The sequence below is a fragment of the Ruegeria sp. AF1 genome (genome assembly GCF_056542125.1).
Genome location: NZ_JBQFZG010000013.1, coordinates 37,239 through 63,323 on the forward strand (window position 1 = coordinate 37,239; position 26,085 = coordinate 63,323).

The following is a 26,085-nucleotide window of genomic DNA, read 5'->3' on the forward strand; positions in this document are numbered from 1 at the left end:
CCCGGGATATTTATAGCCAGATGAAGGGCGGATCAGCGCCTTTCGGAAAGGAAGAACGAAATGTACAATTTCGAGTTTGAGAAGCCCTCGACCATTGCTGACGCGGTTGCAGCATTGGCAGCAGAGGATGCGCAAGCGTTGGGAGGTGGGCAAACCCTGATCCCGACGTTGAAACAGCGATTGGCGGCACCGTCCAAACTGGTGTCGATGGGCGGCATTGCCGAGATGCAAGGCGTCTGCGTTGATGATGACGGCTCGGTCTCAGTTGGGGGTGCAACACCCCACGCTGTCGTTGCTCGCGACGCTGCAGGATCTTATCCCGCGCTGGCGGCATTGGCTGGACAAATTGGCGACCCGGCAGTGCGCAATCGTGGAACCATCGGTGGTTCGGTTGCAAACAATGATCCGGCAGCCTGTTATCCGGCGGGCGTGCTGGGATCGGGCGCAACCGTGGTGACCAACGCGCGTAAAATTGCGGCAGATGACTTTTTTCAAGGCATGTTCACGACAGCCCTGGAAGAAGGCGAGATCATCACTTCGATCCGCTTTCCGGTTCCGCAGGCGGCAAGCTATCAGAAATTCCTGCAGCCAGCGTCGCGGTTTGCACTTGTTGGGGTCTATCTGGCCCGTTTCACGGACGGCGTGCGCGTGGCGGTGACCGGGGCAAGTGAGGACGGCGTCTTCCGTTGGAGCGAAGCCGAGCAGGCGCTGAACAAGGAGTTCCGCCCGGACGCCTTGATGGACCTTCGGATTAACCCTGCCAACATGATCGCTGATTTACATGGCAGCAAGGAATACCGGGCGCATCTTGTGTCGGTCATGACCAAACGCGCCGTTGAAGCCTGCATGTAGGAATTTCACGAAATGATGCTCAAAAGCCCCGGTTTTTACCGGGGCTTTTTCGTTGAGATATGGTTTTGGTGTCTCGCCACAGTCGGGCTGGCCAGCACCTTTTCGTTGTTTGAGGGTCGTGGCCAGTGTCTACGCAAAAAAAATCAGGCCGCCCAATTCCAGACGGCCTGATCACGTCATAAGCTAAGCATTTGCTTATTCGGCGGCTTGTGCACCTGTAGCGGCATGTTTGTCACGCTGACTGTCTCGGAACAAAGCTTTGGCCAATGCAATACACATCAAACCCATTACAGCAGTAAAGGGCAGTGCTCCGATGATCATTGCGTTTCGCAAAGCATCCATCGGGTTGTTTTCGCCCGCTGCGAGGACCAGCGCGCCAATCACAGCCGTCAGGATGACACCCCAGATGATGCGGTGCTTGATGCCCGTCTCCTGGCTGCCGCCCGACATGATGGTGTTCATCACCAGAATGCCCGAGTCTGCCGACGTGACGAGGAATGTCATGATCAGGATCACGCACATCACGTTCAGCAATGACAACAGACCTCCGTCAATCATGTAAGACAGGGTCACGAACAGCTTGTTGGTGTTTGATGCTCCGACGATCGCACCTTCTGCAGCGCCTGCCAGTTCCAGGTCGATCGCGGTGCCGCCCAAAACCGTCATCCAAGCAAAGCACACCAACGCCGGAGCGAACACGCAACCCACGATGAACTCGCGGACAGACCGTCCTTTCGAAATACGGGCAAGGAACAAGCCCACAAAGGGCGAGAACGCGATCCACCAGGCCCAGTAGAACGTGGTCCAGCCCGACTGCCAGCCGAACTGACGCCCCTGCTCACCCGCCGCATAAACGGCCGCCAGCGTTGCTTCATCCAACTCGGCTGCTGCCCCTTCCAGGCCGCTCTTGAAACCGTCAAAGCTGCCCCACGCATTGGTAGCTCCGCCCATCAGATCATTGGCATGGGCTTGTGCTTCGGCGGGCAGAGCCGCACCGAAGGCTTCAACTGACAGTGGACCATAGGCGTTAAAGCTGAGCGACAGGATATGCAGAATATAGTCGACCATTGCTGTGCCATAAGTGGTCATGGCAAAGACGAACGAGCCGAAGACGATAAATGTGCCCAACAGGATGATCGACAATACGAGGTTCAGGTTCGACAGGTATTTAACACCACGACCAACGCCTGATACGGCCGAAATAATCGACAGACTCATGATGATGACCAGACCGGCGATCAGACCCACTTTGCTTGGGGTTGGAACTTCGCCACCCAGATCCATGACCCATTCCATACCGGTGATGGCATAAAGCCCGTCGATGAATTGGCTGACACCATAGCCGATGGTGACAGAAACACCGAGGATCGTTGCAACAACGCCCAAAACGTCAACCACATGGCCGAAGAAGCCATTGACGAAGCGGCCAAACAGGGGCGTCAGCGCCGAGCGGATGGTGAGAGGCATGTCGCGGGTATAAGCGTAATATGCCAGCGACAACCCGGTAACCACATAGATGGCCCAAGCGTGAAACCCGTAGTGCAAGAAGGTATATCGGTAAGCCGACTGCAGTGCTTCGGGTGTATTTCCCACGACCGCCTCGGACACGACTTCGGGGTTCGAACCCCACAGCCCCAACGGTTCTGCGGTTGCAAAAACCATCAGACCAACACCCAGGCCGGCGCCGAACATCATGGAGAACCATGAGAAGTTTGAAAACTCGGGCTTTTCACCGGGTGTTCCCATCACACGGCGACCCGTGGACGGAATAGCGGCGACAACGGCCAGAAAAACGAGGAACAACCCGACAATGACAATGTAGAAGCTGTTGAAAAGCTCAAGCAGCCGCCCGTTCAGGCTGCCAAGCGTGCCGTTTGCATTTGCAGGGAATACCAATGCCCACAGAACCAGCGCGACCATGATGGCCTTGCTGATCAGGGCAATTGGGACGCTGTAGTTTTCATAAAAACCGGCATCCGCCGTCTTTATCTCAACGTCCGTGAATGGATCGGGTATCGACATATTGCGTTTTCCTCCGTGTGTTCGCCGTTTCTTGTTCTTTGGATTTCTGCTTGGGGTGCACCGCGCGGGACGGCGTAAACAAACATGCCCAATGCACCAAACGATCAGCGAGTTGACTGCAACTCAGCTGAGATTTACGGGGAAGACCACACACCATGTGGGATCGCCCACCGCTCTTTTCCTCCCAGATTGTGTTCGCTTGCAAAAGCTGTTGGTTCGTTGTGGCAAGTCTGTCTGCCGTTGAACCTGGTAGCAGCTTCGCAAGAAGTGGTTGCGCCCTTCAATTCGGGAAAACCTATGACAGAGGTTAGGGCAGCTCACCCAAGAATCCGACCCTTATGCTACTCGAAACGACGCTCACAGGTACTCGAAACACGTGTTAGCGAGAACAAGTAAAGGGCATGAATGTGGTTCCTTCTACAGTTTCAATACCAGTTTGTCCGACTTGGCCCGCGAAACGCATGTGCACAGGAACTCATGCGTTTCCTGCTCTTGCGGAGTAAGTATACCGTCGCGATGATCAACTTCGCCGGACACGACATCAACGATACAGGTTCCGCAAAGCCCTTCGGAGCAGCCGAAATCAACCTGCACACCATTGGCCTGCAAAACCTCCAGAATGGATTGGTCCTTGCCAACGGGATAGATCGCACCAGTCGACTGGATCTCGATCTGGAAATCGGCGTTCGGGGCATGTTCAATGTCCGACGCGGCGGCGAACCGTTCAAAGTGTATCGCGCCGCCGCGCAGCAAGGCACCAGCCTCCAGTACCGCATTCAGCATCGGTTCAGGGCCGCAGGTATAAACGTCTGCGCCCATCGGCATCGATTGCATGACCGATCTCAGGTCGAACACCCCGTCTGTGTTATCACAATGCAAATGATACCATTCATCCAGTCCAAGCGCCCGGAATTGTGCATCCATCGCCGCGTATTCTTTTGATCGAACAAGATAATAGACACGAAAATCCTGCCCTCGGTTCAGCAGCTCACGTGCCATTGCAACCAGTGGAGTGGCCCCGATGCCGCCTGCGATCAAAGTGACGTGCCGATCATGGCTTTCAAGTTTGAAGTGGTTGCGGGGGCCGCCGATTTCCACGGTCGCGCCCTCTTGGAGGTCATGCATCGCCAGTGACCCGCCTCGCCCCTTGTCTTCGCGTTTGACGGCCACGTTGATCAGGCGTCCATCCTGGCTCCAGCTCCACAGCGAGTATTGCCGTATCAGACCGTCTTCAAGATGGATGTCTGCATGCGCTCCGGGCTCGAGGCTGGTGAAGCGCCCGCTTTCGATCTCGAAACAGAAGTCAGAGGTGTCGGGGCTGAGCGGTGTTTTTCGCACAAGGCGGGCAACTTGAGTATCCATCACTTGTCCTGTTCGGTCTCACGCGGCGCACATTCTGGGTCGTTCAGCAAACAACAGGAAAAAAGATAGATTTCAATTGCAAAATTTCTAACATTCGGATGAATTGAACTCACCTAGAGTTCAAAAGCCAATAAACCTCCATGTCTCGACGCCACTACAACCTTCCCCCACTTACGACTTTATCTGCCTTTGAAGCCGCCGCTCGGCATCTCAGTTTCAAGGAAGCCGCGAGTGAGCTTTCCGTGACGCCTGGTGCAGTCAGTCATCAGATTAAGGCGCTGGAAGGTGAGCTGGGCGCGGCCCTTTTTGTCCGAAAGCACCGCGGTGTGGAACTGACCGAGGATGGGCAAGACCTGTTTGAGGCACTCGGCGCTTCGTTCCAGCAGATTTCAAAGGTACTTGAAAAGATTCGCAGCAACGATGTCGAGAACCACGTAACCGTTGGGTCAACCACTGCCGTCGCCGCACTTTGGCTGTCGCCGTCTGTCATCCGGTTCTGGCAAGATTATCCGCACGTGAAAGTGAACCAGATGGCGCAGGACAAGGCGTTCACGGACCGGCCGGATATCGACTTGTTCATCCGCTATGGCCGGGACGCGAACGCGCAACTCACGCACACGAAACTGTATCGCGATATCCTGACACCCGTTTGCAGCCCCCAGATGGCCGCGGACCTTAAAGGGGCCAGCCTTGAAGACCTCGTGCAGCGGCGGCTGATCCATCTTGAAACGCAGGACAGTACCTGGACGACCTGGTCATCCTGGTTCCACGACCTCGGGTTTTCTGGGGTTGTTCCCGTGGAATCGCGGGTGAACAGCTATGCGCTTGCCCTTCAGGTGGCGCGTAAAGGGGCGGGTCTTGCGCTGGGGTGGAAACGTCTGGTCCAGCCCATGCTCGCATCAGGGAAACTCGTCGCATTAGAGGAATTCAGCCTGCCCGCCCCGGATAATTTCTATCTTGTCGGTCGTCCGGACGATCAGCTTTCGGAAGGGGCGCTGGCTCTCAAGAATTGGTTGCTTAACGAACTGTCTGAAGGTTCGGTTTAGCCTGCCTCAATTTGCCATTAGGTTTTTTAGTATTGAACGTGGGCGGCCTCGGCCGCCAATGGATGCAGCGATAAACTCATTCAAATCACTCAGGAGTGGCCGATGAACAAGCACGCACCGCTTTCGTCTGTTCTGACACCGGTAAACACCGCAAAGGGTCTGCCGAACGAGCATTATATTGATCCCGCAGTTTTTGCCGAAGAACGGGATGCGGTCTTGTTTGCGAACTGGTCCGGCATCGGCTTTGGCAAAGACATTCCAGAGGCGGGAGATGCGTATCCGATCGATTTCCTGGGTGTGCCGCTGTTGATGGTACGCGATCGCGACGGTCAGATCGGCGTGTTCCAGAACACCTGTCGCCACCGCGGCATGATTTTGGTCGACAAGCCGCAAAAAATCCGCGGCGCGATCCGCTGCCCCTATCACAGCTGGTGCTATGGCTTGAATGGTGAACTGCGGACTGCCCCTCATGTCGGTGGCCCCGGGCAGAACACCCATGAGGATCTAGATTTCGCCGAGTTGGGCCTTATCCGCATCCGCTCGTATGTCTGGCGGGATGTTGTCTTTGTCAATGTCAGCGGCGATGCTCCGGAATTCGAAAATGTCCATGGCGAGTTGATGGAACGCTGGAAAGAATTCGATCAACCAATGTATCACGGTGGCGCTGGCGCATCGGTTTATCTTGAGTTGAACTCGAACTGGAAACTGGCTGTTGAAAACTACTGCGAAAGCTATCACCTGCCTTGGGTTCACCCCGGCCTGAACAGCTATTCGCGTCTGGAAGATCACTACAACATCAACGAACTGGGCAAGTATTCGGGTCAGGGCACCTATGTCTACCGCCAGTTCGAGGGTCACGATGGCGAAAAGCTGGATGATTTCGAGAACCTGAGTGAGCAGTGGACTGACGGCGCGGAATATATCGTCGTTTACCCGAATACCCTGCTGGGTGTTCAGCGTGACCACGGCTTTGCTTTCCTCATCGATCCGATCACGCATGAGCGTTCGAACGAACGGATTGAGCTCTACTACGCCAAAAAACCCGAAGACGCGCCCGAACACGAAGCACTGCGTGCCAAGAACGCGCAACTGTGGAAGACGGTGTTCGAGGAAGACGTCTTTGTGGTTGAAGGCATGCAGAAAGGCCGTCACGGCGTGAAATTCGATGGCGGTCGTTTCTCGCCCGCGATGGACGGCCCGACCCATTGTTTTCACCATTGGGTGGCCACGCAGATCGAAAAAGCCCGCGCTGAAGCGTAAGCAATCCTGAAAAGTCGATCTGGTTAGGCCTGACTGACCAGATTGCGGATCGGTTGTAACAACAGCAGACGGGACCGCGTTGCGTCTTTTGTCTCCTAGAGGACAGCTGGTGTGAATTCGCTGAAAGGATCACAGTGGATCTGAACGAACTCGATAAACAACTCTTGCGAGCCCATGAGGAAAAAGATGTACCCGCATTGATCCGGCTGTATCACGAAGCAGCGATTCTGGCCGAACAACGTCAGGATCATGAAGCCTCGTGTTTCTACCTGACCCACGCATTTGTGTTTGCGTTGGAATATGGCGCGCCGGAAGCAGATGAGTTGAACCTAAAGCTGTTTGAACGTGGCCGCGCACACCGATTGACGTTCTGACGAATTCGTTTGCTTAAGCGTATTGCGCCGTCAGGCATTCTCCAAATTTGAGTTTAGCTGACTTCATTCGATCTCGAATTTTGTCGACATTGTCGATGGGTCAGTCTTCATGAAAGAACAAGCGCGAACGAAAACGCGCGAGATAGCCAAAATGCGAAACGAAGCTCAGGCCGTGGTCATCGGCGGAGGAGTGATCGGGTGCTCGATCCTGTATCATTTGACCAAACTGGGATGGTCCGATGTAGTTCTGTTGGAGCGGGACGAGCTGACCTCGGGGTCAACCTGGCACGCAGCCGCCAACATTCATGGATTGCACGACAGTACCAATATCAGCCGCATCCAGCATTACACGATGAGCCTGTATAAAGCGCTGGAAGCTGAAACCGGTCAAAGCTGCGGCGTATTCCAGCCCGGCTCGCTATACCTGGCCCAGACAGAAGAGCGCGAACATCAGCTGAAGCTACAGGCCGCAAAGGCCAGACTGTATGGCATGAACTTCTATGAGATCAGCATCGAAGAAGCCCAAAAGCTGAACCCGCTGGTCAATTACGACGGCATCCGTTGCGTGATGTTCGAACCCGATGGCGGCAATGTGGACCCGTCGGGTGTGACCAACGCCTATGCGGTCGGCGCACGTCAACGCGGGGCGCAGATTCACCGTTTCACGCCGGTCACTGCAACCGAGCAGCAGGAGGATGGCAGCTGGATCGTCAGAACGCCAAAAGGTGACATCAGGACACGCTGGGTGGTGAACGCAGCGGGCCTGTGGGGGCGCGAGGTTGCGGCACTGGCCGGAATCGAACTGCCGCTGCAACCTACAGAGCACCAGTATTTCGTAACCGAATCCATGGCTGATGTGAAAAGCCACGGCACCCGTCTGCCATCTGTATCAGACCGGGATGGCGAGTATTACCTGCGTCAGGAAGGCAACGGCCTGCTGGTCGGCGCTTATGAGAAAGATATGAGGTTCTGGGCCGAAGAAGGCACGCCGCTGGATTTTGCCCACGACCTGTTCCCTGATGATCTGGAGCGGATCGAAGAGAACATGATGAACGCCATCGAACGCTTGCCTGCGGTTGGTGAAGCCGGGATCAAGCGTGTCATCAACGGCCCGATGATCTGGTCACCGGATTCAAATGTTCTGATGGGGCCGGTGCCTGAGGTCGACGGCTATTTCTGCTGCAACGGTATCATCCCCGGCTTCTCGCAATCGGGCGGCATGGGCCTGATGGCGGCGCAGTGGATCATCGAGGGTGAAACGGAATACGATATGTTCGCCTGGGATTTGGCGCGTTTTGACAACTGGGCCACCAAGGCGTTCACCAAAGCGCGCGTGGCAGATCAGTACAGTCATCGGTTCGCGATCCATTTCCCCAATGAAGAACGCAGCGCCGGTCGTCCGGCACGGGTTCGCCCGATCTACGAGGCGCAGAAGGCCATGGGTGCGGTTTTTGGCCTGAACGCCGGTTGGGAACATCCGCTGTGGTTTGCCGCAACGCCCGGCACCAAAGATACCAATGGCTTTACCCGTCAGAACTGGTGGGGACCGGTGGGTGAGGAATGCAGGATGTTGCGCGACCGTGCCGGGATCATCGATATCTCGAACTTCGCCAAGTATCTCTGCAAGGGTCCGGGTGCGGCAGACTGGTTGAACGCCGTCTTTGCCAATACCATGCCCAAAACCGTCGGCAGATCCTGCCTGACCCCGCTGATCTCGAAACGCGGCGGTATTGCAGGCGACTTTACAGTTACCCGCGTAGCTGATGACGAGTTCTGGGTGATTGGCTCGGGCATGGCAGAGCGGTATCACAAGCGCTTCTTCAAACAGGTTCCGCTGCCTGAGGGAACCACTTTCGAAAGCAAAACCGAAACGATGTGCGGCTTTAACGTGGCCGGCCCTAGGTCCCGCGACATCCTGCAACTTCTGACCAACACATCGCTCGCAACCGAAGATTTCCCGTTCATGCGGTCCGCCAAGATTGAGCTGGCGGGAGTTCAGGTTCTTGCCCTGCGCGTCTCCTTTACTGGCGACCTGGGGTGGGAGCTGCATTGCGCCACCCAAGATCAAGCACGACTGTACAATGCCTTGATTGAGGCAGGCAAAGAGTTCGGGGCTGGCCCTGTTGGCAGCCGGGCACTGATGTCTATGCGGGTCGAAAAGGGCTATGGGTCTTGGAGCCGCGAATACAGCCCGGAGTACTGGCAGCATGAAGTGGGTCTTGATCGCCTCTGCAAATTCGAAAAGGACTTCCTCAACAAAGCGGCTGCGCAGAAAGTGTTGCAGAACCCGGCCCGGGAACACCTGGTGGTTCTACACCTGAACGAAGCGGATGTGACAGCATCTAACGCGGATGCAACAGGTGGTGAGCCGATCTTCAAGAACGGTGAAGGGATCGGCCGAGTGACCTCGGGCACCTATGGCTACACTGTCGGAATGTCGTTGGCCTTGGGATATGTAAAAAACGCCCAGCCAGGTGATGAGGTCGAGGTTATGGTTCTGGGGCGACCGCACAGGGCCACGATCCTGCATGAACCGCCCTTTGATGCCGCGGGAAAAGCGCTTAGGGCTTAAAACCGCAATAGCTCAAGGCCTTGTCCTTCGGGGTATTCCGTCACCTCTGCCGGGATGATCGCCAATCCATCCGCTTGTGCAAGCAAAGCAACACGACCACTGTAGGACGGTTCCATCAGACGCAATCGGGGCCGTCCGTCCGGTGTGTGACCGTCAATCTGAACCGGGCGATATTCCTGACGGCCCGCGGTGCGGTGCAAGGGTTCCGACAGAACTGCCTGTACGGCTGCCTGCGGGGTGTGGTGCAGACCGGCGCGGCGCGCCATCATCTGCGATCCGATTATCTGCCAGGTCACAAAAGCAGAAACCGGGTTACCTGGAAGGCCGATGTAAAGTGCACCGCCACGCCGACCAAACATGATCGGCTTGCCCGGTTTCATTGCGACTTTCATCACATCCGTCACGCCACCGATCTCAGTGAACAGACGCGGCATATGATCCTCATCGCCGACAGAAACACCACCGGTCGTGATGATCAGGTCAGAGGTTTCAGTCGCGTCCAGCAAGACCTGTTTCAAAAGCGCGGGGTCATCTTCAACCGGCCCCCGGTCCGTGAGTTCAATCCAGGGCTTCTGCAACAGCGCAAGCAGCATGTAACGGTTCGAGTTATAGATCTGCCCCGGGCCAAGGGGCTCACCCGGTTGGCGCAACTCACTGCCGGTTGAAAAGATCGCAACCTTCAGCTTGCGGAGAACCACGACCTCGCCATACCCGGCGGATGCAAGGGCTGCCACCTCGCGCGGGCCAATCTCGCAGCCGCGCCGCAGGATCGACGCTCCGGCATGAAGGTCTTCACCGGCACGCCGGATATGTTGCCCGGGCTTTGGACGGCGGCTGAAGCGAATTTGCCCCTCTACAACATCACAATCTTCCTGCATGACGATGGCGTCGTAATCAGAAGGAACAGGCGCTCCGGTAAAAATCCTCACCGCGCTGCCGACAGGTGCAGCATGAGACCCGCTGTCCCCCGCCGCGATGCGACCCTCCACCGGCATCTGGAACAGGTCGTCATCGCCAAGATCTGCGGTTCGAACCGCATAACCATCCATTGCCGAATTGTCGAAAGCGGGCATATCGACCTTGCTGAAACAGTCGCGGGCCAATATTCGCCCTATTGCAGCGGCCAAAGGCAGCGTTTCCGTTTCTGTGATCGGATCAGCAGCGGACAGGCCACGGTGCAGGGCCTCATCCACGCTCAGATACATATGCACGTGTCGATCACAGCCGCATCCATCAGCCATATCCAGCCTCCAACTCTGCGAACATATCTTCCACCCATTCTAAGGTGGGCTAGGTTCGCTCAACCGACACGACATCCGCGGTACTGTCATTGACATAGGTCACGTGTCACCGTGTGGCGCGCTTCGAAACCACGGGTTGGCTGGCTAATCGCGACTTAGTATACAGTGGCTTCTCGGATGGCTCTCAGGCCGGGATCAGCTCTTCCTGATATGCAAACAGCGCCGGTTGCCCACCCGTATGCAACAGCACAACCTTCTGACCCTGTTGAATGGTGCCGTTTTCACGTAATTCCAACAAACCCGCAAATGTTTTGGCCGAGTAGACCGGATCCAGAAAAATACCCTCGGCGCGCGCCATCAGTGCAAGCGCCTTCCGTGTGGACGGGCCTATCCGCCCATATCCAGGAGGTAATGCGCCGTCCCATGTGAGGATGTCTTTCATGACCAGAGCCGGGTCAAACTCCATCATACCCGCCAACCGTTCCAATACCTTTTGCAACCGCGCATGTTGCTGGCGACGGTCGCGGCGAACGCAGATGCCGTAAACAGGTGCCGTGTTGCCAGTCAGACGCAGCCCGGCCAGAAACCCGCCGTGGGTCGAACCGCTGCCGGATGGCACCACTGCGACGTCAAAATCGGCGATCTGATCCAGTAGTTCGGCAGCCCCGGCCACATAACCCAACGCCCCCAAGGGCGGATGATCGATGCCCAAGTGAATTACATATGGCTTTCGGCCTTCAGCGATCAGCTGATCTGCCCGCACGTGAAGGGCATTGTCGGCCCCGGCCTCGTCTTCTCCGGTATGGTAGTGCATGTGCTCGGCACCCAGAATCCGGGCCAGAAGAACATTCCCCGAGGAATAATAGTGCTCTCCCATATCGGGCACGCGCTCTTCCAATTGAAGTACGGCCTCCATCCCAAGCTTCGACGCAGCCATGGCAGCCGTGCGCACGAAATTGGACTGCACAGCGCCGGTGATCAGAATGGTGTCTGCCCCCTGTTTCTGTGCCTCGCCCATATAGAACTCAAGCTGCCGGGTTTTGTTGCCGCCAAAGCTCAACCCTGTCAGATCATCCCGTTTGATCCACAATTCCAGACCAAGCTGGTCGGACAAACGATCAAGCCGTTCGACCGGCGTGGCAGCTGTCATCAGTCTCGCGCGGGGATAACCGGCTAGTTTCTGTTCAATCGTCATGTCTGCGTTCCATCACCTCACCCATTCAGGATCGCGCCGAATAGGGCATATCCAGCAAGAATAGTAAGGATAGTGATTGCCGGAAAGATCGCAGACCGGAAATGGCCAGTTTACTGCCCAGAGAAACAGCCACACGGCTCTATTTCTCGCTCGGGTCGCTTTCCGCGTAATTCCGTAATACATCCATGTCTGCAATTTCCGCGTGGTTTCGGTTGATCTTCACCCCGACTGGTTTCAACCTCGAAAACGCTCGGCTCAGGCTTTCGGGTTTCATCCCCAGACGTCCGGCGATCAGCATCTTGTCATACGGCAGTTCAACTTCGCACTGGCCGGCATCGCTATCACACAGATTCAGCAGAAATTCCGCGACACGCTGCGCACCTGTCTGGGCCTTGAGCTGTTCGAGCTGCGCCACAAGGGAATGCAGGTGCGTGAATGTGGCCGCCAGAATCGACACGCAGATTTCCGGATCTTGCTTCATCAGCGACAGCAGCACCGGACTTGGAATGTGCATGATCTCGCAGGGAGATACCGCCTCGGCCGAAACGGGATAGGGCACATTGCGCAGCGCAACGGCTTCACCAAAGCTTTCACCGCGCGTGAAAACACTCACCACGGCTTCGGCACCGGTCGGGGAAATGCGAAACAGCTTGACCCAACCAGCCAGTACAACATGTACAGCCCTGGCTTCTTCCTCTTGCAGAAAGATTGTCTCGCCCCGATCGTATTGCCGCCAGACGGCCTGACGCAGCAAAGTATCGACATGTTGCTCTGGCAGGCTTCGCAAGAGCAGTGACTGCCGTGCAACTATCTTTTGTGCCTCGTGTGACAAGAAGGCAGCCCCTTATTCGTCCGTTCCGGGAACACCCCCGGATGATCAACCCCGTGACATGCTATGCCAAAGCCAGCGCGGGGGTGCCACCCTTTTCTCGGTCTCCAACTTGACTATTGTCATGTAAGGGCGCGAACCACTGGCATAGGTTCAACGAAATTTCAGTTATCCGGGGAGCACGCCAGATGGACTTCGAGCGATTTTTCAGCCACAGCCTCGACACTTTGAAAGACGAAGGCAACTACCGGATTTTCATCGACCTGCAACGCCGCTGTGGCGCGTTTCCGAACGCGCGCCAAACCGACGGACCGGTCCAGCGGGATGTGCGGATCTGGTGCTCGAATGACTATCTGGGCATGGGGCAGCACCCTTCGGTGATCTCTGCCATGCACGACGCTCTGGATCGCTGTGGAGCAGGCGCTGGCGGTACGCGCAATATCTCGGGCACCACGCATGATCACGTTCTGCTTGAGGCTGAGCTGGCCGATCTGCATGGGAAAGAAGCGGCATTGCTGTTCACTTCGGGATATGTGTCGAACTGGGCTGCTTTGGGAACATTGGCCGCGCGAATTCCCGGGCTGATCGTGTTTTCTGATGCGCTCAACCACGCCTCGATGATCGAAGGTATCCGGCATTCGCGTGCCCAGAAGGTGATTTGGAAACATAACGACCTGGCGGATTTGGACGCCAAACTGGCCGCAGCTGATCCCAACGCACCCAAGATGATCGCCTTTGAATCGGTTTATTCCATGGATGGCGATATCGCCCCCATCAAGGAAATCTGCGATCTGGCGGACAAGTACGGCGCGATGACCTATCTGGACGAGGTTCATGCCGTCGGCCTTTACGGCCCGCACGGGGGCGGAATTGCCGAACGCGAAGGATTGATGGATCGCCTGACGGTCATCGAAGGCACGTTGGGCAAAGCGTTCGGCGTGGTTGGTGGGTATATCGCAGCCTCAGCCGCGCTGTGTGATTTTGTCCGCAGCTTTGCCAGTGGCTTCATCTTCACCACTGCCCTACCCCCATCGATTGCAGCCGGCGCCGCCGCATCGATCCGGCATTTGAAGCATTCAAGTGCCGAGCGTGAATTGCAAAAAACCCGTGTGGCGCAGGTACGCGCCCTTTTGGATGCAGAAGGCATTCCGCATTTGACCAACCCCAGCCATATCATCCCGGTGATGGTTGGCGACCCGGTGAAGTGCAAATTCATTTCGGACACGCTGCTTGAGGAGTTTGGCATCTACATTCAGCCGATCAACTATCCCACAGTTCCAAAAGGAACCGAGCGCCTGCGGATCACACCGTCACCCGTTCATACGGACGAGGATATCGATCATCTGGTGGGCGCATTGTCGGCGCTGTGGCAGCGCTGTCAGATCGCGCGGATGCCAATGGCCGCACAATAACCTAAGCGTCCCTTTGCTTGGTAACCTGCCGCCCCTTTTGGGGCGGCTTTTTTCAGATCAGGTAAAGTGCGAAGATCACGGCAGAAAACCCCGTCAAAACTATGGTGAAACCCCGCAGCCAGCCCGGGCTTTCAGTCAGGTCCAGATATCGGGCCAGGATCACACGGGCTTTGATCAAGGCAAGGAGCAGGATACCACCTGCAATGAGTTCGCCAGGCGTTTTCATCAGGGTTAAAAGCGTTGAGGCCAGACTGAGTGCCAGAAGCACCAGCCATGCGCTGGTGAGTGAGTTCGGACGCCTCCGGAGGGAGTATTTAGCAAAAGATGAAATTGCCGACATCTTGGTTATCCCAGAAGATAAATAACGGGAAACAGCAGGATCCAGACCAGGTCAACCATGTGCCAGAACTGTGCGCCCGCCTCGATGTTACGAGGATCATCGCGCCACGCGACCAGCAGCAGAATGCCCACCCCGGCCAGAACATGCGCCGCGTGAAACCCCGTCAACAGGTAGTAGAACATGAAAAACGGGTGGGTTTCATAGGTAATGCCTTGCCCCGCCTTTCCAGCGTATTCCACGCTTTTGACAACCAGGAATGCAATCCCAAGTACAGCCGCACCTGTCAGGGCCAGCCTGGCCTTGAACCGGAATGCTGCGCGGCGCCAGTTCAGGGCCTGTGCGGCCAGATAACCAGATGTGACCAGTATTGCAGTATTGAAGGCTGCCCCTGTTCGATAAAGATGCGACTGCGCCTCGGCAAAGCCTGCAGGGTCGGTCAGGCGAACGCCCATGAACGCGATCAGCCCGGCACCAAAAACCAGCAGCTCACTGATAATCAGAACCCACATCAGCAATTCGCCCGGAAGCTCGTCGATGAAAGAAGTTTCGCTCATGCTCCGACCAGTTGGCGGTAGATCTGCGGTAGGGCCATGGTCAAGCGGTGTGGGTCAGGAATAACCGCAAACCCACCCTGTCCGAACATGCGCGGGAACCAGCTTTTGCCGGTTTTGTCGATGGTGACGCCAAAAACCGATTGCCCGGCGCGGCGTGCTTCGCGCACGGCCATGCAGGTGTCTTCAATACCGTGGCGCCCTTCGTAATGGTCAAGGTCATTGGGTTTGCCATCGGTGATCACCAGCAACAGGCGGCGTTTGCGGGTCTGGCTTGCCAGATCCTTTGAACAGTGGCGGATCGCGGCCCCAAGTCGTGTGTAATGACCGGGTCGCAGCGATGCGATACGTTGTTCAACTTTGGCACCCATCGGCTCATCAAACCGCTTGCATCGCTGAATATAGACGCGCTGGCGTTTCAGCGAACTGAAGGCATGAATGGCGAAATCGTCGCCGCAGGCGTTCAGGCCCCAGGCCAAAGCGGCTAGAGCTTCACGTTCAATGTCGATCACGGCGCGACCGGTTACGGCACTCTCAGTGGAACGGCTGACATCCAGCAGGATCGAGACTGCCAGGTCGCGCGCCTCGGGGCGGGATTGTTGCCAAATGCGGTCGTTGCTTTCGCCACTGGCCATGCGGTCAGTTTCGGCGCGCACGGCGGCTTCGATATCCAGCTGGTCACCATCCAGATGGCCGCGTGTCATCACACGACCGGGGCGCAGCGCCTCGAACTGGCGTTTGACCGCGCGGATGCGGCGAGCGGTGGCTGGGTCCTTGCCAAACGCGGCAGCATCGTCGCGGATATCTGCATCCGACAGCAGGACGTTGACGTGATCTGGCAGATACCGGCCCGAGCGCACGTCCCATTCGGGGTAGAGGATGCGACCGGACAGACGCTCGCGATTCACATCCTCGGGTGCCAGATCAAGGTGCAGCTTCAGCCGCGTTGGGGGGGCTTTTGATATCTGACCCAGGCCAATCTCTTCCTGATCATCGGCCGCTTTCTTGGCGTTGTCGGGATCGTCATCGTCGATGCGGCGGTTGATGTTCAGGAACTCGGCCCAGCTGAGGATGGCTTCGAACTTGTGCAGGATGAAACTGTCGCTGCGCTCGGCCTGATCCGATTTGCGACGGCGGGCGCGGTGGGTTTTCTCACCGGATTCCTCGGGCGGACCTTCGGTTTCGGGGTTTTCCACCTCGTTATGTTCGGAAAAGCCAACCGCGCGCAGTTCGGGCCATAGGGGAACCGGGCGCATAGGTTGATAGCCGCGGGGGGCGATCAGGTCTTCGTCCAGTGTCAGAAGCTGCTCGGCTTTCGCCGACAGCGGTTGAGGGTCACCCAGCCTATGTTGGATAAGTTCTTCGACTGCCGCCTCAACCGGTGGCAGGTTGGGGATATCGCGCTGATGCAGCACGCCCTTGCAAAGCTCGGTATATAGCGGACGCAGGCCGGGGGCGTCGTCCAGGGTCGCATCAACCATGCTCTGCGCGGCGATCAGTGCGCGCAAGTCGGCGCGCAGCGGATCGTCTTCATCAATTCGCGTTCCAGCATGGGCAGCCGCGGCGGCCAGCCAGACATACAGCGCGCCGTTTGCTTCGCGGGCTGGAAAAACCGCCAGCCGGTCCGGTAGGCGCAGAACTTCACCGTCGAACGAGGCGCGTGGCATCAGTTCTGCCTCTGTCGCCAGACGACGACGCCAACCCAGACGGTGGTGTGAAACCTCGGGCGAGACCGGGCGCAATTCTACGCCCGGACCACCGCCCAGCCCTCGAAAGAGGACGGCCAGCCGCCCCGCGACCTCAGAGAGGTCGACCGCGGCTCCATCGTGCACCAGGGGTGCATCGAGGCGGCTGGCAAGGGTGTGCCACAGTTTCCCGATCGTTTCTTCGGGTTCCCATGGCTCAAAATCGATCTTGACCATCGGCCGGCCTCACCCAAAGACAGCCGTAACAAGATCGAGGAGCCCGCGTTTGATATCCTCGTCATCTGTCAGAGGTTCGATCATAGCGGCAAGAATGGCGCGGTCGGTGGACATGCCTTGTGCGATCAGTGTCGCGGCATAAACAACCAGTCGGGTGGAAACGCCTTCCTCAAGATCCTGACCCTTGAGCCCGCGCAGCTTTCCCGCCAGCCGCACCAGCGGCTTGCAACGTTCCAGCGGCAGACCGCTTTCCTGTGCAACCACTTCGGCTTCCATCTGCGCGGACGGGAAATCGAACTCCAAAGAGATGAAGCGTTGCCGAGTCGAAGGTTTCAGGGTTTTCAGGATATTCTGGTAACCGGGGTTGTACGACGCCACCAGCATGAAGCCAGGTGCGGCCTCAAGCTCTTCGCCGGTGCGGTCGATTGGCAGGATGCGCCGGTCATCGGTCAGCGGGTGCAGAACGACAGTGACGTCTTTACGGGCCTCGACCACCTCGTCGAGGTAGCAAATCGCCCCTTCGCGCACTGCGCGGGTGAGCGGGCCATCGACCCAGACGGTTTCCCCGCCTTTCAGCAGATAACGGCCAATCAGGTCGGCAGCCGCCAGATCATCATGGCAGGCGACGGTATAAAGCGGGCGGCCAAGTTTTGCGGCCATGTGGGCCACAAAGCGGGTCTTTCCGCAGCCCGTCGGACCTTTCAGCAGAACTGGCAAGTCGTTGTTATAAGCCGCGGTGAACACATCGCATTCATCGCCTTGGGGCAGGTAGAAGGGGGCGTTTGCCGCCCCCTCTTTCAGTTTTATGGAGCCATCCATATCCATTACTCCGCGGGGGTTTCAGCGGCGCCGGGTTCAATAACTTCTTTCCGGGGAACCCAGATCGAATAGATGAACAGCAGCGCACCAAGGACCACGACGATACCGGAACCCAGACGCATCCAGTAGAAGATTGCGATCTGGTCTTGTACGTCCATGAAGTAATCTCCGACCACACGTTGCATGTGCGTCTGCACGGTTCCGCCGAAGGTCAGCACGAAGGTCATAAAGACCATACCGCTGGTCATCAGCCAGAACGATCCCATGTTCAGCACCTGATTGTAAGGATCACGGTTCTTGAGGATCGGCATCGCATAGCTGAAGATCGCTAGGTTGAGGCAGACATAGGCACCGTAGAAGGCCAGGTGACCGTGGGCCGCAGTGATCTGTGTGCCGTGGGTATAATAGTTCACCCCGTGCAGCGTATGCAGGAAGCCCCAGACGCCGGCACCAAAGAAGGCAAGCGTTGCACATCCCAGAGACCATAGCAGAGCGGCCTTGTTGGGATGGTCACGACGGCCCTTCCAGACCATGACGAAGGCAAAGGCCATCATTGCGAAGAACGGGATCACCTCGAGGCTTGAGAAGATCGACCCAATCCACTGCCAGTAACCGGGGGTACCGATCCAATAGTAGTGGTGACCTGTTCCAAGAATGCCCGAGAACAGCGCGGCGGCGACAATGACATAGAGCCATTTTTCAACCACCTCACGGTCCACACCAGTCAGCTTCAGCATCAGGTAGGCCAGAATTGAGGCCATGATCAGTTCCCACACACCTTCGACCCACAGGTGGACAACATACCACCAGTATTGCTTGTCCAGGGACAGGTTGCCCGGGTTGTAGAAGGCAAACAGGAACAGCAGCGCCAGACCCCACAGGCCCAACAACAGGATATTGGTGATTGCAGTCTTCTTGCCCTTCAGAACGGTCATCGACACGTTGTAAAGGAACATCAGCGCGGCGACGACGATACCGGCCTTGACCCATTTGGGTTGCTCAAGGAACTCGCGCCCTTCTTTGCCCAGCAGCCAGTTGCCTTCGAACAGGTTGAAGACATAGGTCAGAACCACGCCCAACGTACCGACCACAAGGATGATCAGCTGCAGATACGCCAACTTGGGCGAATGGATTTCACGCTCGGCTTCTTCCGGAATAAGGAAGTAGGCTGCACCGAAGAAGCCCAGTATCAACCAGACGATCAGCGCGTTGGTGTGCAGCATCCGCACGATGTTGAACGGCAGAAGCTCGCTCAGGAAGTTCGGGAATACATAGATGAAGCCGGCCAGCAGGCCGCCGATCACCTGTATCGCGAACAGTGCCATGGCTACCGCAAAGTAGGCATAGGCGATTTTTTGGGATTCGTATTTCATTGCTCCATTCCCCTTCTCAGCCAGCCTCGTTGGGCGGCCAGTCCTGAGCGTCGATATTGTCCGTCCAGATCAGGAAGTTGGTCAGATCCCGGATCTCTTCGTCGCTGAGGTTGAATTGCGGCATCTGCCGACGACCGGGAATGCCGGTGGGTTGTGCCTCCATCCAGCCCTTGAGAGATTCAAAGGCCGATTCCGGGTCGTCCAACACGCCCCAACGTGTCATCACATTGCCGACCTCAGGGGCAAAGTACGCCCCTTCGCCAAGGATCGTGTGGCAGTTGATACAGGCGTGTTTTTCCCAAACATGTTTACCCCGAACCACACTTTCGTCGAGCTTCGCGGCATTTTCAGAATTGACGATATACAGGTGTGAATGGGCTGATAGAGCCAGAAAGATGAGGATGAAGAACAGTGACCCGCCATAGAAAATATTGCGAGCCATGCTCTTTGTCATGACTTCTCGCATCGCGCTCTCCTTTGCGCAGATTAGCTAGTGCAGGCAACATGACGTGCAGGTCACAGGGCTGCCTTAACGAAAGTCAAGACTTCTAAAGTATCCTCAGGAACGAGATCAGACATCCGCAAACAGCGAAAATAACGAAATGACCTTGGGATTGCCTTTAAATCTGAGGCAATTGTGAACACTTTCGCGTCGACTTTTTGACATGAAGGACCTATTCAACCACCTGAGAAAAAGGTGAAAAATTCCGTTTCAATGATTGATGGGTGAAAATGGCGAACTATTCCTATATCGGTTATACCCCTGGTGTAATCACGGTGAATACGATTGGGCCGGACACGGTTACGTTGGATGTCAATTTTGATCCCGACACGGATCGACGTTTGTTTAGTGTGACTGACGCAGCTGGTGGTTTTATTCAAAACGGAGGTGGAGCACCTGTTGTCGATACAGGGGATGTTTTCAACGGTGACCGCTTTGACGACGAAGACGGCGATGACCTGACGCAGACCGGTACTATCACCACCCTCGATGGTTCGACCACCTTTTTAAGCGGCCCAATATACTTAGAAGAATCGTACGTGCTGTCCAAACCAGGCGGAGGCACAATTACTGTATATCGCGTCGAAGTTGACGGCATATTGGGCGGCTATATTACCTCTGAACCTCTTGTGCCCGGCACGACCTACTCGATGAACATCGTGAATGTCACGCCGACCAATGCGCCCGACACAACTGACCCTGCTGCCATCATTGACGTGCCGTGCTTTGCTGCCGGAACACTTATCATGACGCCAGAAGGTCCGATGCCCATCGAGGATCTGAAGGTGGGTGACATGGTCGTCACTGCGGACAATGGACCGCAACACATACGTTGGATCGGAACGCGAAACCTATCGCATGAAGAGCTGGTGAAAAAACCCAAGCTGCTTCCAATCCTCATCAAGGCCGGGGCCTTGGGGTGTGACTTGCCAAAACGCGACCTGCTTGTTTCGCCACAGCACCGCATGCTGGTTCGATCCCGAATCGCCGTCAGAATGTTTGACGCAGAGGAAATCCTGGTCCCCGCTCGTATTCTTGCCGCCAGCCCTGGTATCAGCGTTGCAGATGACACCGTGTCAGTCACATATTTCCATCTTTTGTTCGACCGCCATGAAATCATCTACGCAGAAGGTGCCCAGTCAGAAAGCCTTTTTGTCGGCGCACAGGCTCTGTCCAGCGTTCCCCCAGAAGCAAGGGCGGAAATCTTCGACCTGTTTCCGGAACTTGAGACCCCAAGGTACGTTCCTCAAGCTGTGCGGCACATACCTGAAAACGGAAGACGCGCGCGTGCGCTCGTGTCCCGCCATGTAAAGAACGAACGCCCCTTGATATTCTGAATAGCAATACGCGGTTAAGGTTCCGTGTCAGCCGTGCTTCGCTGCGCGCGGCCCTGTCAGCGCAGGCCACATGGCAAACAGGTACAACCCGATTGCGGCAATCCATAACCCGTCAGCCGTCAGCATGGCCGTCATATATCCACCTGCCAGCCCGGACCCCAACCAGCGGACCAAAGCCGCCGCCGCCATCAGCCCATATCCGACCGCCATTGGCGACGGTGCAACAAGGGGCCGGCCGCTGTGGCCAAGGGCGGCGCGGCTCATGACGGCAAGGGTCATGCCACCAACGCACCCGATCCCCAAAATGTGAAGCGCGCCGATCTCATTACCATATCCGATGACGGCAGACCCCCACAGCAACAACCCAAGGGCCAGCATCATCAGGCCCAGGTGCAAAGCAATCAGGATCGGCTGCCGCAGCGCCCAACCCGCTCTCCACCGTGCCATGCGCATCAGTTGGGCGCCGCCCAACAGCAACGCGCAGATACCCGCCAAGGAAACACTACCCAAGGTCAGCACCAACAACGGCAGCATAAGGGCAAGCGCCATCACGGCCTTTTCCAGCACCGCGTTTGAAACCGGCCACAGGGCTTCGGGCACACCGTCGCGTTTCATTGCATTGCGCGTAAAGGCTGGAGTGATACGCCCCCCCAGTATCGCTATCATTGAACACAAGGTCAGCAGCCCTGCGCGCACCCCGGTATTCAACGTGTCTGTGGTGAGTCCAATCCATTCCAGATGAACCATCAGGTTGGCCACCCATACCAAACTCAGAAGATAAATAAATATCATGTTCTGTGGCTTGGGCCTGCGTACCAGCTGGCTGGCAATTTTCAGGACAAGAATTGGAACAAAGCTCAGGTCGATAATTGCGACGGTAGTCGGAGAGAGCGACCCTGATAACCACACAGCCAGCCGCCCCGCCATCCAGATCAGCGCTACGACCGTGACAAAACGCGCCCGCACTTCGGGCGTCCCGGTCCAGTTCGGAACTGCCGTCAGAAAGAACCCACCCAGCGCTGCTGTTGCATAGCCAAAAATCATCTCATGGGCATGCCACATAACCGGGGGCATTCCATAACTTTGCTCGTCATAAGGTAAAAGCCCATCCAGTGAGGCCAGCCAAATACCCCAGGCGACACCAGCAAATACGCCATAAAGACCGGCGGAAAGGAAAAATACCCGAAATCCTTCGCTGAAAATGCGCGATATTGCAGATGACATGCCTGCTCTCCATGGCCCATCTCGTCCTTCAACAAGCAGTACTGTCCGACGGGATTGGGGCACTTAACCGAAATCAAGACGTCAAAAACATGTGCGAAAAAAACAGGTTTTATTGCTGAAATCTGCACCTGGTTTTTGTCCAAAGAACGAAGTTAGCGCCGCGCCCGTTGACTTTGGTCAAGGATGACAATCCCGTGATGGATCAGTCTCCGCATTGCCTCACCACGCAAATGGAGAGTGATCATGTCACTTGGAATCAGCTACAACAAGACCGGCCGCGCTTTTGGGGTCGGATTGGCAATGTTGTTGGGCAGCGTCGCTGCTCCAGCTTTTGCCGACGAGCCAACACTTAGCGACGAAGCCTTTGAAGCTTCGAAACAACTGTACTTTGAACAATGTGCAGGCTGCCACGGGGTTTTGCGCAAAGGCGCTACCGGTAAAAACCTGGAACCGCATTGGAAGAAGACCGCAGCCGACGGCACCGTAACCGAAGGCGGCACCCTGAAACTGGGTCAGGAACGCCTTGAGAAAATCATCGCCTGGGGAACTGAAGGCGGGATGAACAACTTCTCGGACATCATGTCTGAGCAGGAAATCAAGGATATGGCGACATACATCATGATGGAGGCCCCAAAGCCGCCTGAAATGTCGCTGGAACAGATGAAGGCAACCCGCAAGGTCTACGTCGAAGAAGCGGACTATCCGACCGAACCGCTGCACGGCCGCAACTGGGAAAACTTCTTTGTCGTCATCGAACGTGACGTCGGCAAGGTTGCAGTCATTGACGGCGACACGAAAGAAGTGCTGACGCATATTCCGACCGGCTATGCCGTGCACGTCCTGAAGGCTTCGGAGCATCACAACATCACCGAACCCGAAACGCCGGGCCGTTTCTGGTATACAATGGGCCGTGACGGCAAGATGACCAAGATCGACCTCTGGCAGACGCCGGACAAGATGCTGGTTTCGGAAGTCAAGATCGCCTATGACGCGCGCGATGTCGCCGTGTCCGGTGACGGCAAATACGTCATCGGCGGTGGGTACTGGCCGCCTCACTTTGCAATCGTTGACGCGCAGACCATGGAGCCGGTCAAAGTCGTATCGACCCGTGGCACCAACGTAGATGGCGAGTATGTGGAAGAAGCCCGTGTGGCCGCTATCTACACCACGCCGAACGAACCCACCTGGATCGTTGCCGTGAAAGAGCTGGGGCAGCTCTGGCAGGTTGACTACACCGACCTCGACAACTTGCGGATTGACAAGATCAACTCGGCCAAGTTCCTGCATGACGGGTTCTTCGACCCGACAGGCCGGTACTTCCAGATCGCGGCAAACGCATCGAACAAGATGGTCGTTGTCGATACCGAAACGCACAAGCTTGAGGCGATGATCGACACCGCTGCCCTGCCGCACCCCGGCCCGGGCGCGAACTGGATTGACCCGAACTGCGGACCTGTGGCGGGCACAACCCACCTGGGTGTCGGTACCGTGACAGTCTGGGGCAACGACCCAGAAGGTCATCCGGATCAGGCCTGGAAAACCTGTTACGAGGTGGAAACCGACGGCCCCGGCCTGTTTGTCCGCACCCACCCGAACTCGGATTACATCTGGGCTGATCAGACCAAACACCCCGAGCCGGAAATTCAGCAATCGGTTCAGGTCATCTCGAAAGAGACCGGCGAGATCGTGAAAACCATCCAGATCACCGAAGACGAAGGCAGTGCCGCTGTTCACTTCGAATTCAACGCCGATGGTACCGAGGTCTGGGTTTCCAAGTGGAACCTGTCGGACTCGAAGGAACCCAACGGTCAGATAGTGATCTTCGACGCCAAGACATTGGAAGAGATCGGTCGGATTGACGGACTTTACGCCCCGACCGGCAAATTCAATGTCTACAACCGGTCGAACCACGTCACCTGACGGGTTCGCAACCTAAACCGGAAAGGGCGGGCCCCTCGCCCGCCCTTTCCTCGTTTGACAGATCCGCCAAACTCACCGGCCTGCCACCTAAGGCCAGACAAGACAGCCAAAACGGAGCCCGGATATGACTTCCGAACCGGATAAGAAAAAACCGATCTGGCGCCGGTATTTCCTGTGGGGAATGCCCGTGGCCGGTATTGCTGCGGCTTTCGCCGCCGGCATCATCTTCTGGGGTGGGTTCAACACCGCCATGGAAGCCACGAATACCAAGGAATTCTGTGTCTCGTGCCACGAGATGCGAGATTTTGTTTATGCGGAATACCAGGGCACGATCCACGACGTGAACCGGTCAGGCGTTGGTGCGGTCTGCTCGGACTGTCACGTGCCCAAGGACTGGACCCACAAAATCATCCGCAAAATAAAAGCCTCGAAAGAGCTTTATGGAAAGATGGTCGGCACCATCAACACCCGCGAGAAGTTCGAAGCCAAGCGCATTCATCTTGCCATGAATGAGTGGGAGAGGATGAAATCGACGGACTCGCGTGAATGTCGAAACTGCCATGACTTTGAATCGATGATGCCCGAATTCCAGCGTCCCCGTGCGCGTCAGCAGCACCTGAACGCAATGGAAACCGGTCAGACCTGTATCGACTGCCACAAGGGCATTGCCCACTCGAACATCCGAGATCGCGCAACCGACGAGTATCTGGAGGAGCTTGAGGCGCCAAATCCGGCTTTCATCCGACAAATACCGCCAGAATACCTTGCCAGTCTTGAGCGGATCGAAGCCAAGGAAGCTGCCGAGGCCGAAGCTGAGAAAGCTGCAAAGAAAGCCCAGCAGGAGGCCGTTCAGGCCCAGATTGCAGCAGCAGTTGACGCGGCTGTCGCGGAAGAGCGGGCAACGGCTGCAACCGATGGTTCGACAACACCTGCCGGCAGTGAAAGCGGCGATGTCGGTGGCAACATCGACTGGAATGCGGTGGCCAGTGCGGAACTGAAACTGTTCTATCCGGGCCAGGCGTCATTTGAATGGGTGCAGAACGGAAAAACCCATGGCGGGGCCCGTCCGCTGACCAAAGGTGGCGATCAATGTTCGACCTGTCATGCCAAGGAACTGGATGCGATTGGTAACAAGATCGTTGCCGGTGGCGAACTGGAACCCACTCCGATCCCCGGCAAACGCGGTGTGATCGACGCAACCGTTCAGGCGGCACATGATGACGAAAACCTGTACATCCGTCTGCAATGGCCGGATTCAGGGCACAACCCTGCTCCGTTTGTTGATGGCGGCAAAATGGACCCCGAAAACCAAATCAAGGTCGCAATGATGATCACCGGAACCGGCATCGAGCTGGGCGATCAGGTCGGGTGCTGGGCGTCGTGCCACGCCGACAACACCTACATGCCCTTTGCGCCTGAGGCGGATGCAATTGCCGCAAACGGGGATGTTTCCGGTCGCCTGACCGCTCAGGACACCGTGACCAAGTACCTCAGCGAAAGCCGCACCGAGATCGAAATCAAAGGCAGGGGCGGCAAGGCTTTGGGCGGTTGGGACAAGTTGCAGGCCGCAGAACAGATCGAACAGTATCTGGCTGATGGCACCTATCTTGACCTGATGCGTGTCTACGCGGACGGCAGCGCCACAAATGGCTATCTGCTGGAACAGCGTGTAGTCAATGATGGTGAGATCGCGGCCTCGGCAAACCTGTCAGGTGGCGTGTGGACTGTTGTCTTCACACGTCCGCTGAACTCGGGCGCGCCGGGCGACATTCCACTGGAGGCTGGCCGGACCTATACCGTCGGTTTTGCCATTCATGACGATTTCGCCAACGCAAGGTTCCATCACGTGACGCTGAACACCAGCCTTGCGCTGGATGATGACAGCGCGCTTATCAACGTGGTCAAGCAATAACAGTTTGGGGCCGGTTCACC

21 protein-coding genes are annotated in these 26,085 nt (G+C 56.7%); 9 read left to right on the top strand and 12 right to left on the bottom strand.

What is annotated here, in order from left to right:
• Positions 1-60: 60 nt before the first annotated feature.
• Positions 61-852 (top strand): FAD binding domain-containing protein, encoded by a 792-nt coding sequence (locus tag ACR0BK_RS15810; protein WP_480520520.1) that lies wholly within the window; start codon positions 61-63, stop codon positions 850-852.
• Positions 853-1,047: 195 nt separating this feature from the next.
• On the opposite strand, the gene ACR0BK_RS15815 is transcribed toward ACR0BK_RS15810, so the two are convergent.
• Both ACR0BK_RS15815 and ACR0BK_RS15820 read right to left on the bottom strand, forming a co-directional pair.
• The gene (locus tag ACR0BK_RS15815; RefSeq protein WP_480555359.1) at positions 1,048-2,874 is read right to left on the bottom strand and encodes a BCCT family transporter; all 1,827 of its coding nucleotides are present in this window, start codon (positions 2,872-2,874) and stop codon (positions 1,048-1,050) included.
• Between the two features lie 417 nt (positions 2,875-3,291).
• Entirely contained in the window at positions 3,292-4,236 is a 945-nt protein-coding gene (locus ACR0BK_RS15820; RefSeq protein WP_480555360.1) for a PDR/VanB family oxidoreductase, read from the bottom strand.
• A gap of 140 nt (positions 4,237-4,376) precedes the next feature.
• On the opposite strand from ACR0BK_RS15820, the gene ACR0BK_RS15825 reads away from it, so the two are divergent.
• The 4 genes from ACR0BK_RS15825 (at position 4,377) to ACR0BK_RS15840 (ending at position 9,488) form a co-directional block, all read left to right on the top strand.
• On the top strand, positions 4,377-5,282 hold the full coding sequence (locus ACR0BK_RS15825; protein ID WP_480555362.1) for a LysR substrate-binding domain-containing protein: 906 nt from the start codon (positions 4,377-4,379) through the stop codon (positions 5,280-5,282).
• Between the two features lie 102 nt (positions 5,283-5,384).
• Positions 5,385-6,542, top strand: coding sequence for an aromatic ring-hydroxylating oxygenase subunit alpha (locus tag ACR0BK_RS15830; protein WP_480477339.1), 1,158 nt, complete (start codon positions 5,385-5,387; stop codon positions 6,540-6,542).
• A 134-nt stretch (positions 6,543-6,676) separates the two neighbouring features.
• On the top strand, positions 6,677-6,916 hold the full coding sequence (locus ACR0BK_RS15835) for a hypothetical protein (RefSeq protein ID WP_480555364.1): 240 nt from the start codon (positions 6,677-6,679) through the stop codon (positions 6,914-6,916).
• A 151-nt stretch (positions 6,917-7,067) separates the two neighbouring features.
• Positions 7,068-9,488, top strand: coding sequence for a GcvT family protein (locus ACR0BK_RS15840; RefSeq protein ID WP_480555400.1), 2,421 nt, complete (start codon positions 7,068-7,070; stop codon positions 9,486-9,488).
• On the opposite strand, the gene ACR0BK_RS15845 is transcribed toward ACR0BK_RS15840, so the two are convergent.
• The 3 genes from ACR0BK_RS15845 to ACR0BK_RS15855 form a co-directional block, all read right to left on the bottom strand.
• Complete coding sequence (locus tag ACR0BK_RS15845) at positions 9,485-10,729, bottom strand: molybdopterin molybdotransferase MoeA (protein ID WP_480555365.1); 1,245 nt, start codon at positions 10,727-10,729, stop codon at positions 9,485-9,487. The genes ACR0BK_RS15840 and ACR0BK_RS15845 overlap by 4 nt on opposite strands.
• 184 nt (positions 10,730-10,913) lie before the next feature.
• A complete protein-coding gene (locus tag ACR0BK_RS15850; RefSeq protein ID WP_480555366.1) occupies positions 10,914-11,924 on the bottom strand; it encodes a D-cysteine desulfhydrase family protein in 1,011 nt (336 codons plus the stop codon).
• A 139-nt stretch (positions 11,925-12,063) separates the two neighbouring features.
• On the bottom strand, positions 12,064-12,756 hold the full coding sequence (locus ACR0BK_RS15855) for a Crp/Fnr family transcriptional regulator (protein WP_480477349.1): 693 nt from the start codon (positions 12,754-12,756) through the stop codon (positions 12,064-12,066).
• Positions 12,757-12,941: 185 nt separating this feature from the next.
• Between ACR0BK_RS15855 and hemA the strand changes: the two genes are divergently transcribed.
• Positions 12,942-14,165, top strand: coding sequence for a 5-aminolevulinate synthase (hemA, locus tag ACR0BK_RS15860; RefSeq protein ID WP_480555367.1), 1,224 nt, complete (start codon positions 12,942-12,944; stop codon positions 14,163-14,165).
• Between the two features lie 52 nt (positions 14,166-14,217).
• On the opposite strand, the gene ACR0BK_RS15865 is transcribed toward hemA, so the two are convergent.
• Genes ACR0BK_RS15865 through ACR0BK_RS15890 form a run of 6 tightly spaced genes read right to left on the bottom strand, consistent with a single transcriptional unit; the run spans position 14,218 to position 19,636 of the window.
• Positions 14,218-14,505: a cytochrome C oxidase subunit IV family protein gene (locus ACR0BK_RS15865; RefSeq protein ID WP_480555368.1), complete on the bottom strand. Its 288-nt coding sequence runs from the start codon at positions 14,503-14,505 to the stop codon at positions 14,218-14,220.
• 5 nt (positions 14,506-14,510) lie between these two features.
• Positions 14,511-15,059: a cytochrome c oxidase subunit 3 gene (locus ACR0BK_RS15870; RefSeq protein WP_480477355.1), complete on the bottom strand. Its 549-nt coding sequence runs from the start codon at positions 15,057-15,059 to the stop codon at positions 14,511-14,513.
• Entirely contained in the window at positions 15,056-16,978 is a 1,923-nt protein-coding gene (locus ACR0BK_RS15875; RefSeq protein ID WP_480520500.1) for a nitric oxide reductase activation protein NorD, read from the bottom strand. The genes ACR0BK_RS15870 and ACR0BK_RS15875 overlap by 4 nt, the downstream gene beginning before the upstream one ends.
• A gap of 9 nt (positions 16,979-16,987) precedes the next feature.
• The gene (locus tag ACR0BK_RS15880) at positions 16,988-17,797 is read right to left on the bottom strand and encodes an AAA family ATPase (RefSeq protein ID WP_480477359.1); all 810 of its coding nucleotides are present in this window, start codon (positions 17,795-17,797) and stop codon (positions 16,988-16,990) included.
• A gap of 5 nt (positions 17,798-17,802) precedes the next feature.
• Complete coding sequence (locus ACR0BK_RS15885; RefSeq protein WP_480477361.1) at positions 17,803-19,170, bottom strand: cbb3-type cytochrome c oxidase subunit I; 1,368 nt, start codon at positions 19,168-19,170, stop codon at positions 17,803-17,805.
• 16 nt (positions 19,171-19,186) lie between these two features.
• Positions 19,187-19,636, bottom strand: a complete 450-nt coding sequence (locus ACR0BK_RS15890; protein ID WP_209597154.1) for a c-type cytochrome — start codon at positions 19,634-19,636, stop codon at positions 19,187-19,189.
• 266 nt (positions 19,637-19,902) lie between these two features.
• Here ACR0BK_RS15890 and ACR0BK_RS15895 point away from each other — a divergent pair, with 266 nt between their 5' ends.
• Positions 19,903-21,009: a Hint domain-containing protein gene (locus ACR0BK_RS15895; RefSeq protein WP_480555369.1), complete on the top strand. Its 1,107-nt coding sequence runs from the start codon at positions 19,903-19,905 to the stop codon at positions 21,007-21,009.
• A 27-nt stretch (positions 21,010-21,036) separates the two neighbouring features.
• On the opposite strand, the gene ACR0BK_RS15900 is transcribed toward ACR0BK_RS15895, so the two are convergent.
• Complete coding sequence (locus ACR0BK_RS15900) at positions 21,037-22,233, bottom strand: NnrS family protein (protein WP_480555370.1); 1,197 nt, start codon at positions 22,231-22,233, stop codon at positions 21,037-21,039.
• Positions 22,234-22,476: 243 nt separating this feature from the next.
• Between ACR0BK_RS15900 and ACR0BK_RS15905 the strand changes: the two genes are divergently transcribed.
• Both ACR0BK_RS15905 and ACR0BK_RS15910 read left to right on the top strand, forming a co-directional pair.
• Positions 22,477-24,153 carry a cytochrome D1 domain-containing protein gene (locus tag ACR0BK_RS15905; protein ID WP_480477367.1) on the top strand — a complete coding sequence of 559 codons (1,677 nt, stop codon included), beginning with the start codon at positions 22,477-22,479 and terminating at the stop codon, positions 24,151-24,153.
• A gap of 124 nt (positions 24,154-24,277) precedes the next feature.
• Positions 24,278-26,065, top strand: coding sequence for a NapC/NirT family cytochrome c (locus ACR0BK_RS15910; RefSeq protein WP_480520496.1), 1,788 nt, complete (start codon positions 24,278-24,280; stop codon positions 26,063-26,065).
• Positions 26,066-26,085 lie beyond the last annotated feature (20 nt).

What these genes read in the sequence shown, in the direction of transcription:
- ACR0BK_RS15815 (WP_480555359.1), bottom strand. Translation starts at nt 2,874, where the DNA reads ATGTCGATACCCGATCCATTCACGGACGTTGAGATAAAGACGGCGGAT.
- ACR0BK_RS15840 (WP_480555400.1), top strand. Translation starts at nt 7,068, where the DNA reads ATGCGAAACGAAGCTCAGGCCGTGGTCATCGGCGGAGGAGTGATCGGG.
- ACR0BK_RS15895 (WP_480555369.1), top strand. Translation starts at nt 19,903, where the DNA reads ATGGCGAACTATTCCTATATCGGTTATACCCCTGGTGTAATCACGGTG.
- ACR0BK_RS15910 (WP_480520496.1), top strand. Translation starts at nt 24,278, where the DNA reads ATGACTTCCGAACCGGATAAGAAAAAACCGATCTGGCGCCGGTATTTC.
- ACR0BK_RS15820 (WP_480555360.1), bottom strand. Translation starts at nt 4,236, where the DNA reads ATGGATACTCAAGTTGCCCGCCTTGTGCGAAAAACACCGCTCAGCCCC.
- ACR0BK_RS15865 (WP_480555368.1), bottom strand. Translation starts at nt 14,505, where the DNA reads ATGTCGGCAATTTCATCTTTTGCTAAATACTCCCTCCGGAGGCGTCCG.
- ACR0BK_RS15900 (WP_480555370.1), bottom strand. Translation starts at nt 22,233, where the DNA reads ATGTCATCTGCAATATCGCGCATTTTCAGCGAAGGATTTCGGGTATTT.
- hemA (WP_480555367.1), top strand. Translation starts at nt 12,942, where the DNA reads ATGGACTTCGAGCGATTTTTCAGCCACAGCCTCGACACTTTGAAAGAC.
- ACR0BK_RS15875 (WP_480520500.1), bottom strand. Translation starts at nt 16,978, where the DNA reads ATGGTCAAGATCGATTTTGAGCCATGGGAACCCGAAGAAACGATCGGG.
- ACR0BK_RS15885 (WP_480477361.1), bottom strand. Translation starts at nt 19,170, where the DNA reads ATGAAATACGAATCCCAAAAAATCGCCTATGCCTACTTTGCGGTAGCC.
- ACR0BK_RS15905 (WP_480477367.1), top strand. Translation starts at nt 22,477, where the DNA reads ATGTCACTTGGAATCAGCTACAACAAGACCGGCCGCGCTTTTGGGGTC.
- ACR0BK_RS15880 (WP_480477359.1), bottom strand. Translation starts at nt 17,797, where the DNA reads ATGGATGGCTCCATAAAACTGAAAGAGGGGGCGGCAAACGCCCCCTTC.
- ACR0BK_RS15810 (WP_480520520.1), top strand. Translation starts at nt 61, where the DNA reads ATGTACAATTTCGAGTTTGAGAAGCCCTCGACCATTGCTGACGCGGTT.
- ACR0BK_RS15890 (WP_209597154.1), bottom strand. Translation starts at nt 19,636, where the DNA reads ATGCGAGAAGTCATGACAAAGAGCATGGCTCGCAATATTTTCTATGGC.
- ACR0BK_RS15825 (WP_480555362.1), top strand. Translation starts at nt 4,377, where the DNA reads ATGTCTCGACGCCACTACAACCTTCCCCCACTTACGACTTTATCTGCC.
- ACR0BK_RS15830 (WP_480477339.1), top strand. Translation starts at nt 5,385, where the DNA reads ATGAACAAGCACGCACCGCTTTCGTCTGTTCTGACACCGGTAAACACC.
- ACR0BK_RS15850 (WP_480555366.1), bottom strand. Translation starts at nt 11,924, where the DNA reads ATGACGATTGAACAGAAACTAGCCGGTTATCCCCGCGCGAGACTGATG.
- ACR0BK_RS15845 (WP_480555365.1), bottom strand. Translation starts at nt 10,729, where the DNA reads ATGGCTGATGGATGCGGCTGTGATCGACACGTGCATATGTATCTGAGC.
- ACR0BK_RS15870 (WP_480477355.1), bottom strand. Translation starts at nt 15,059, where the DNA reads ATGAGCGAAACTTCTTTCATCGACGAGCTTCCGGGCGAATTGCTGATG.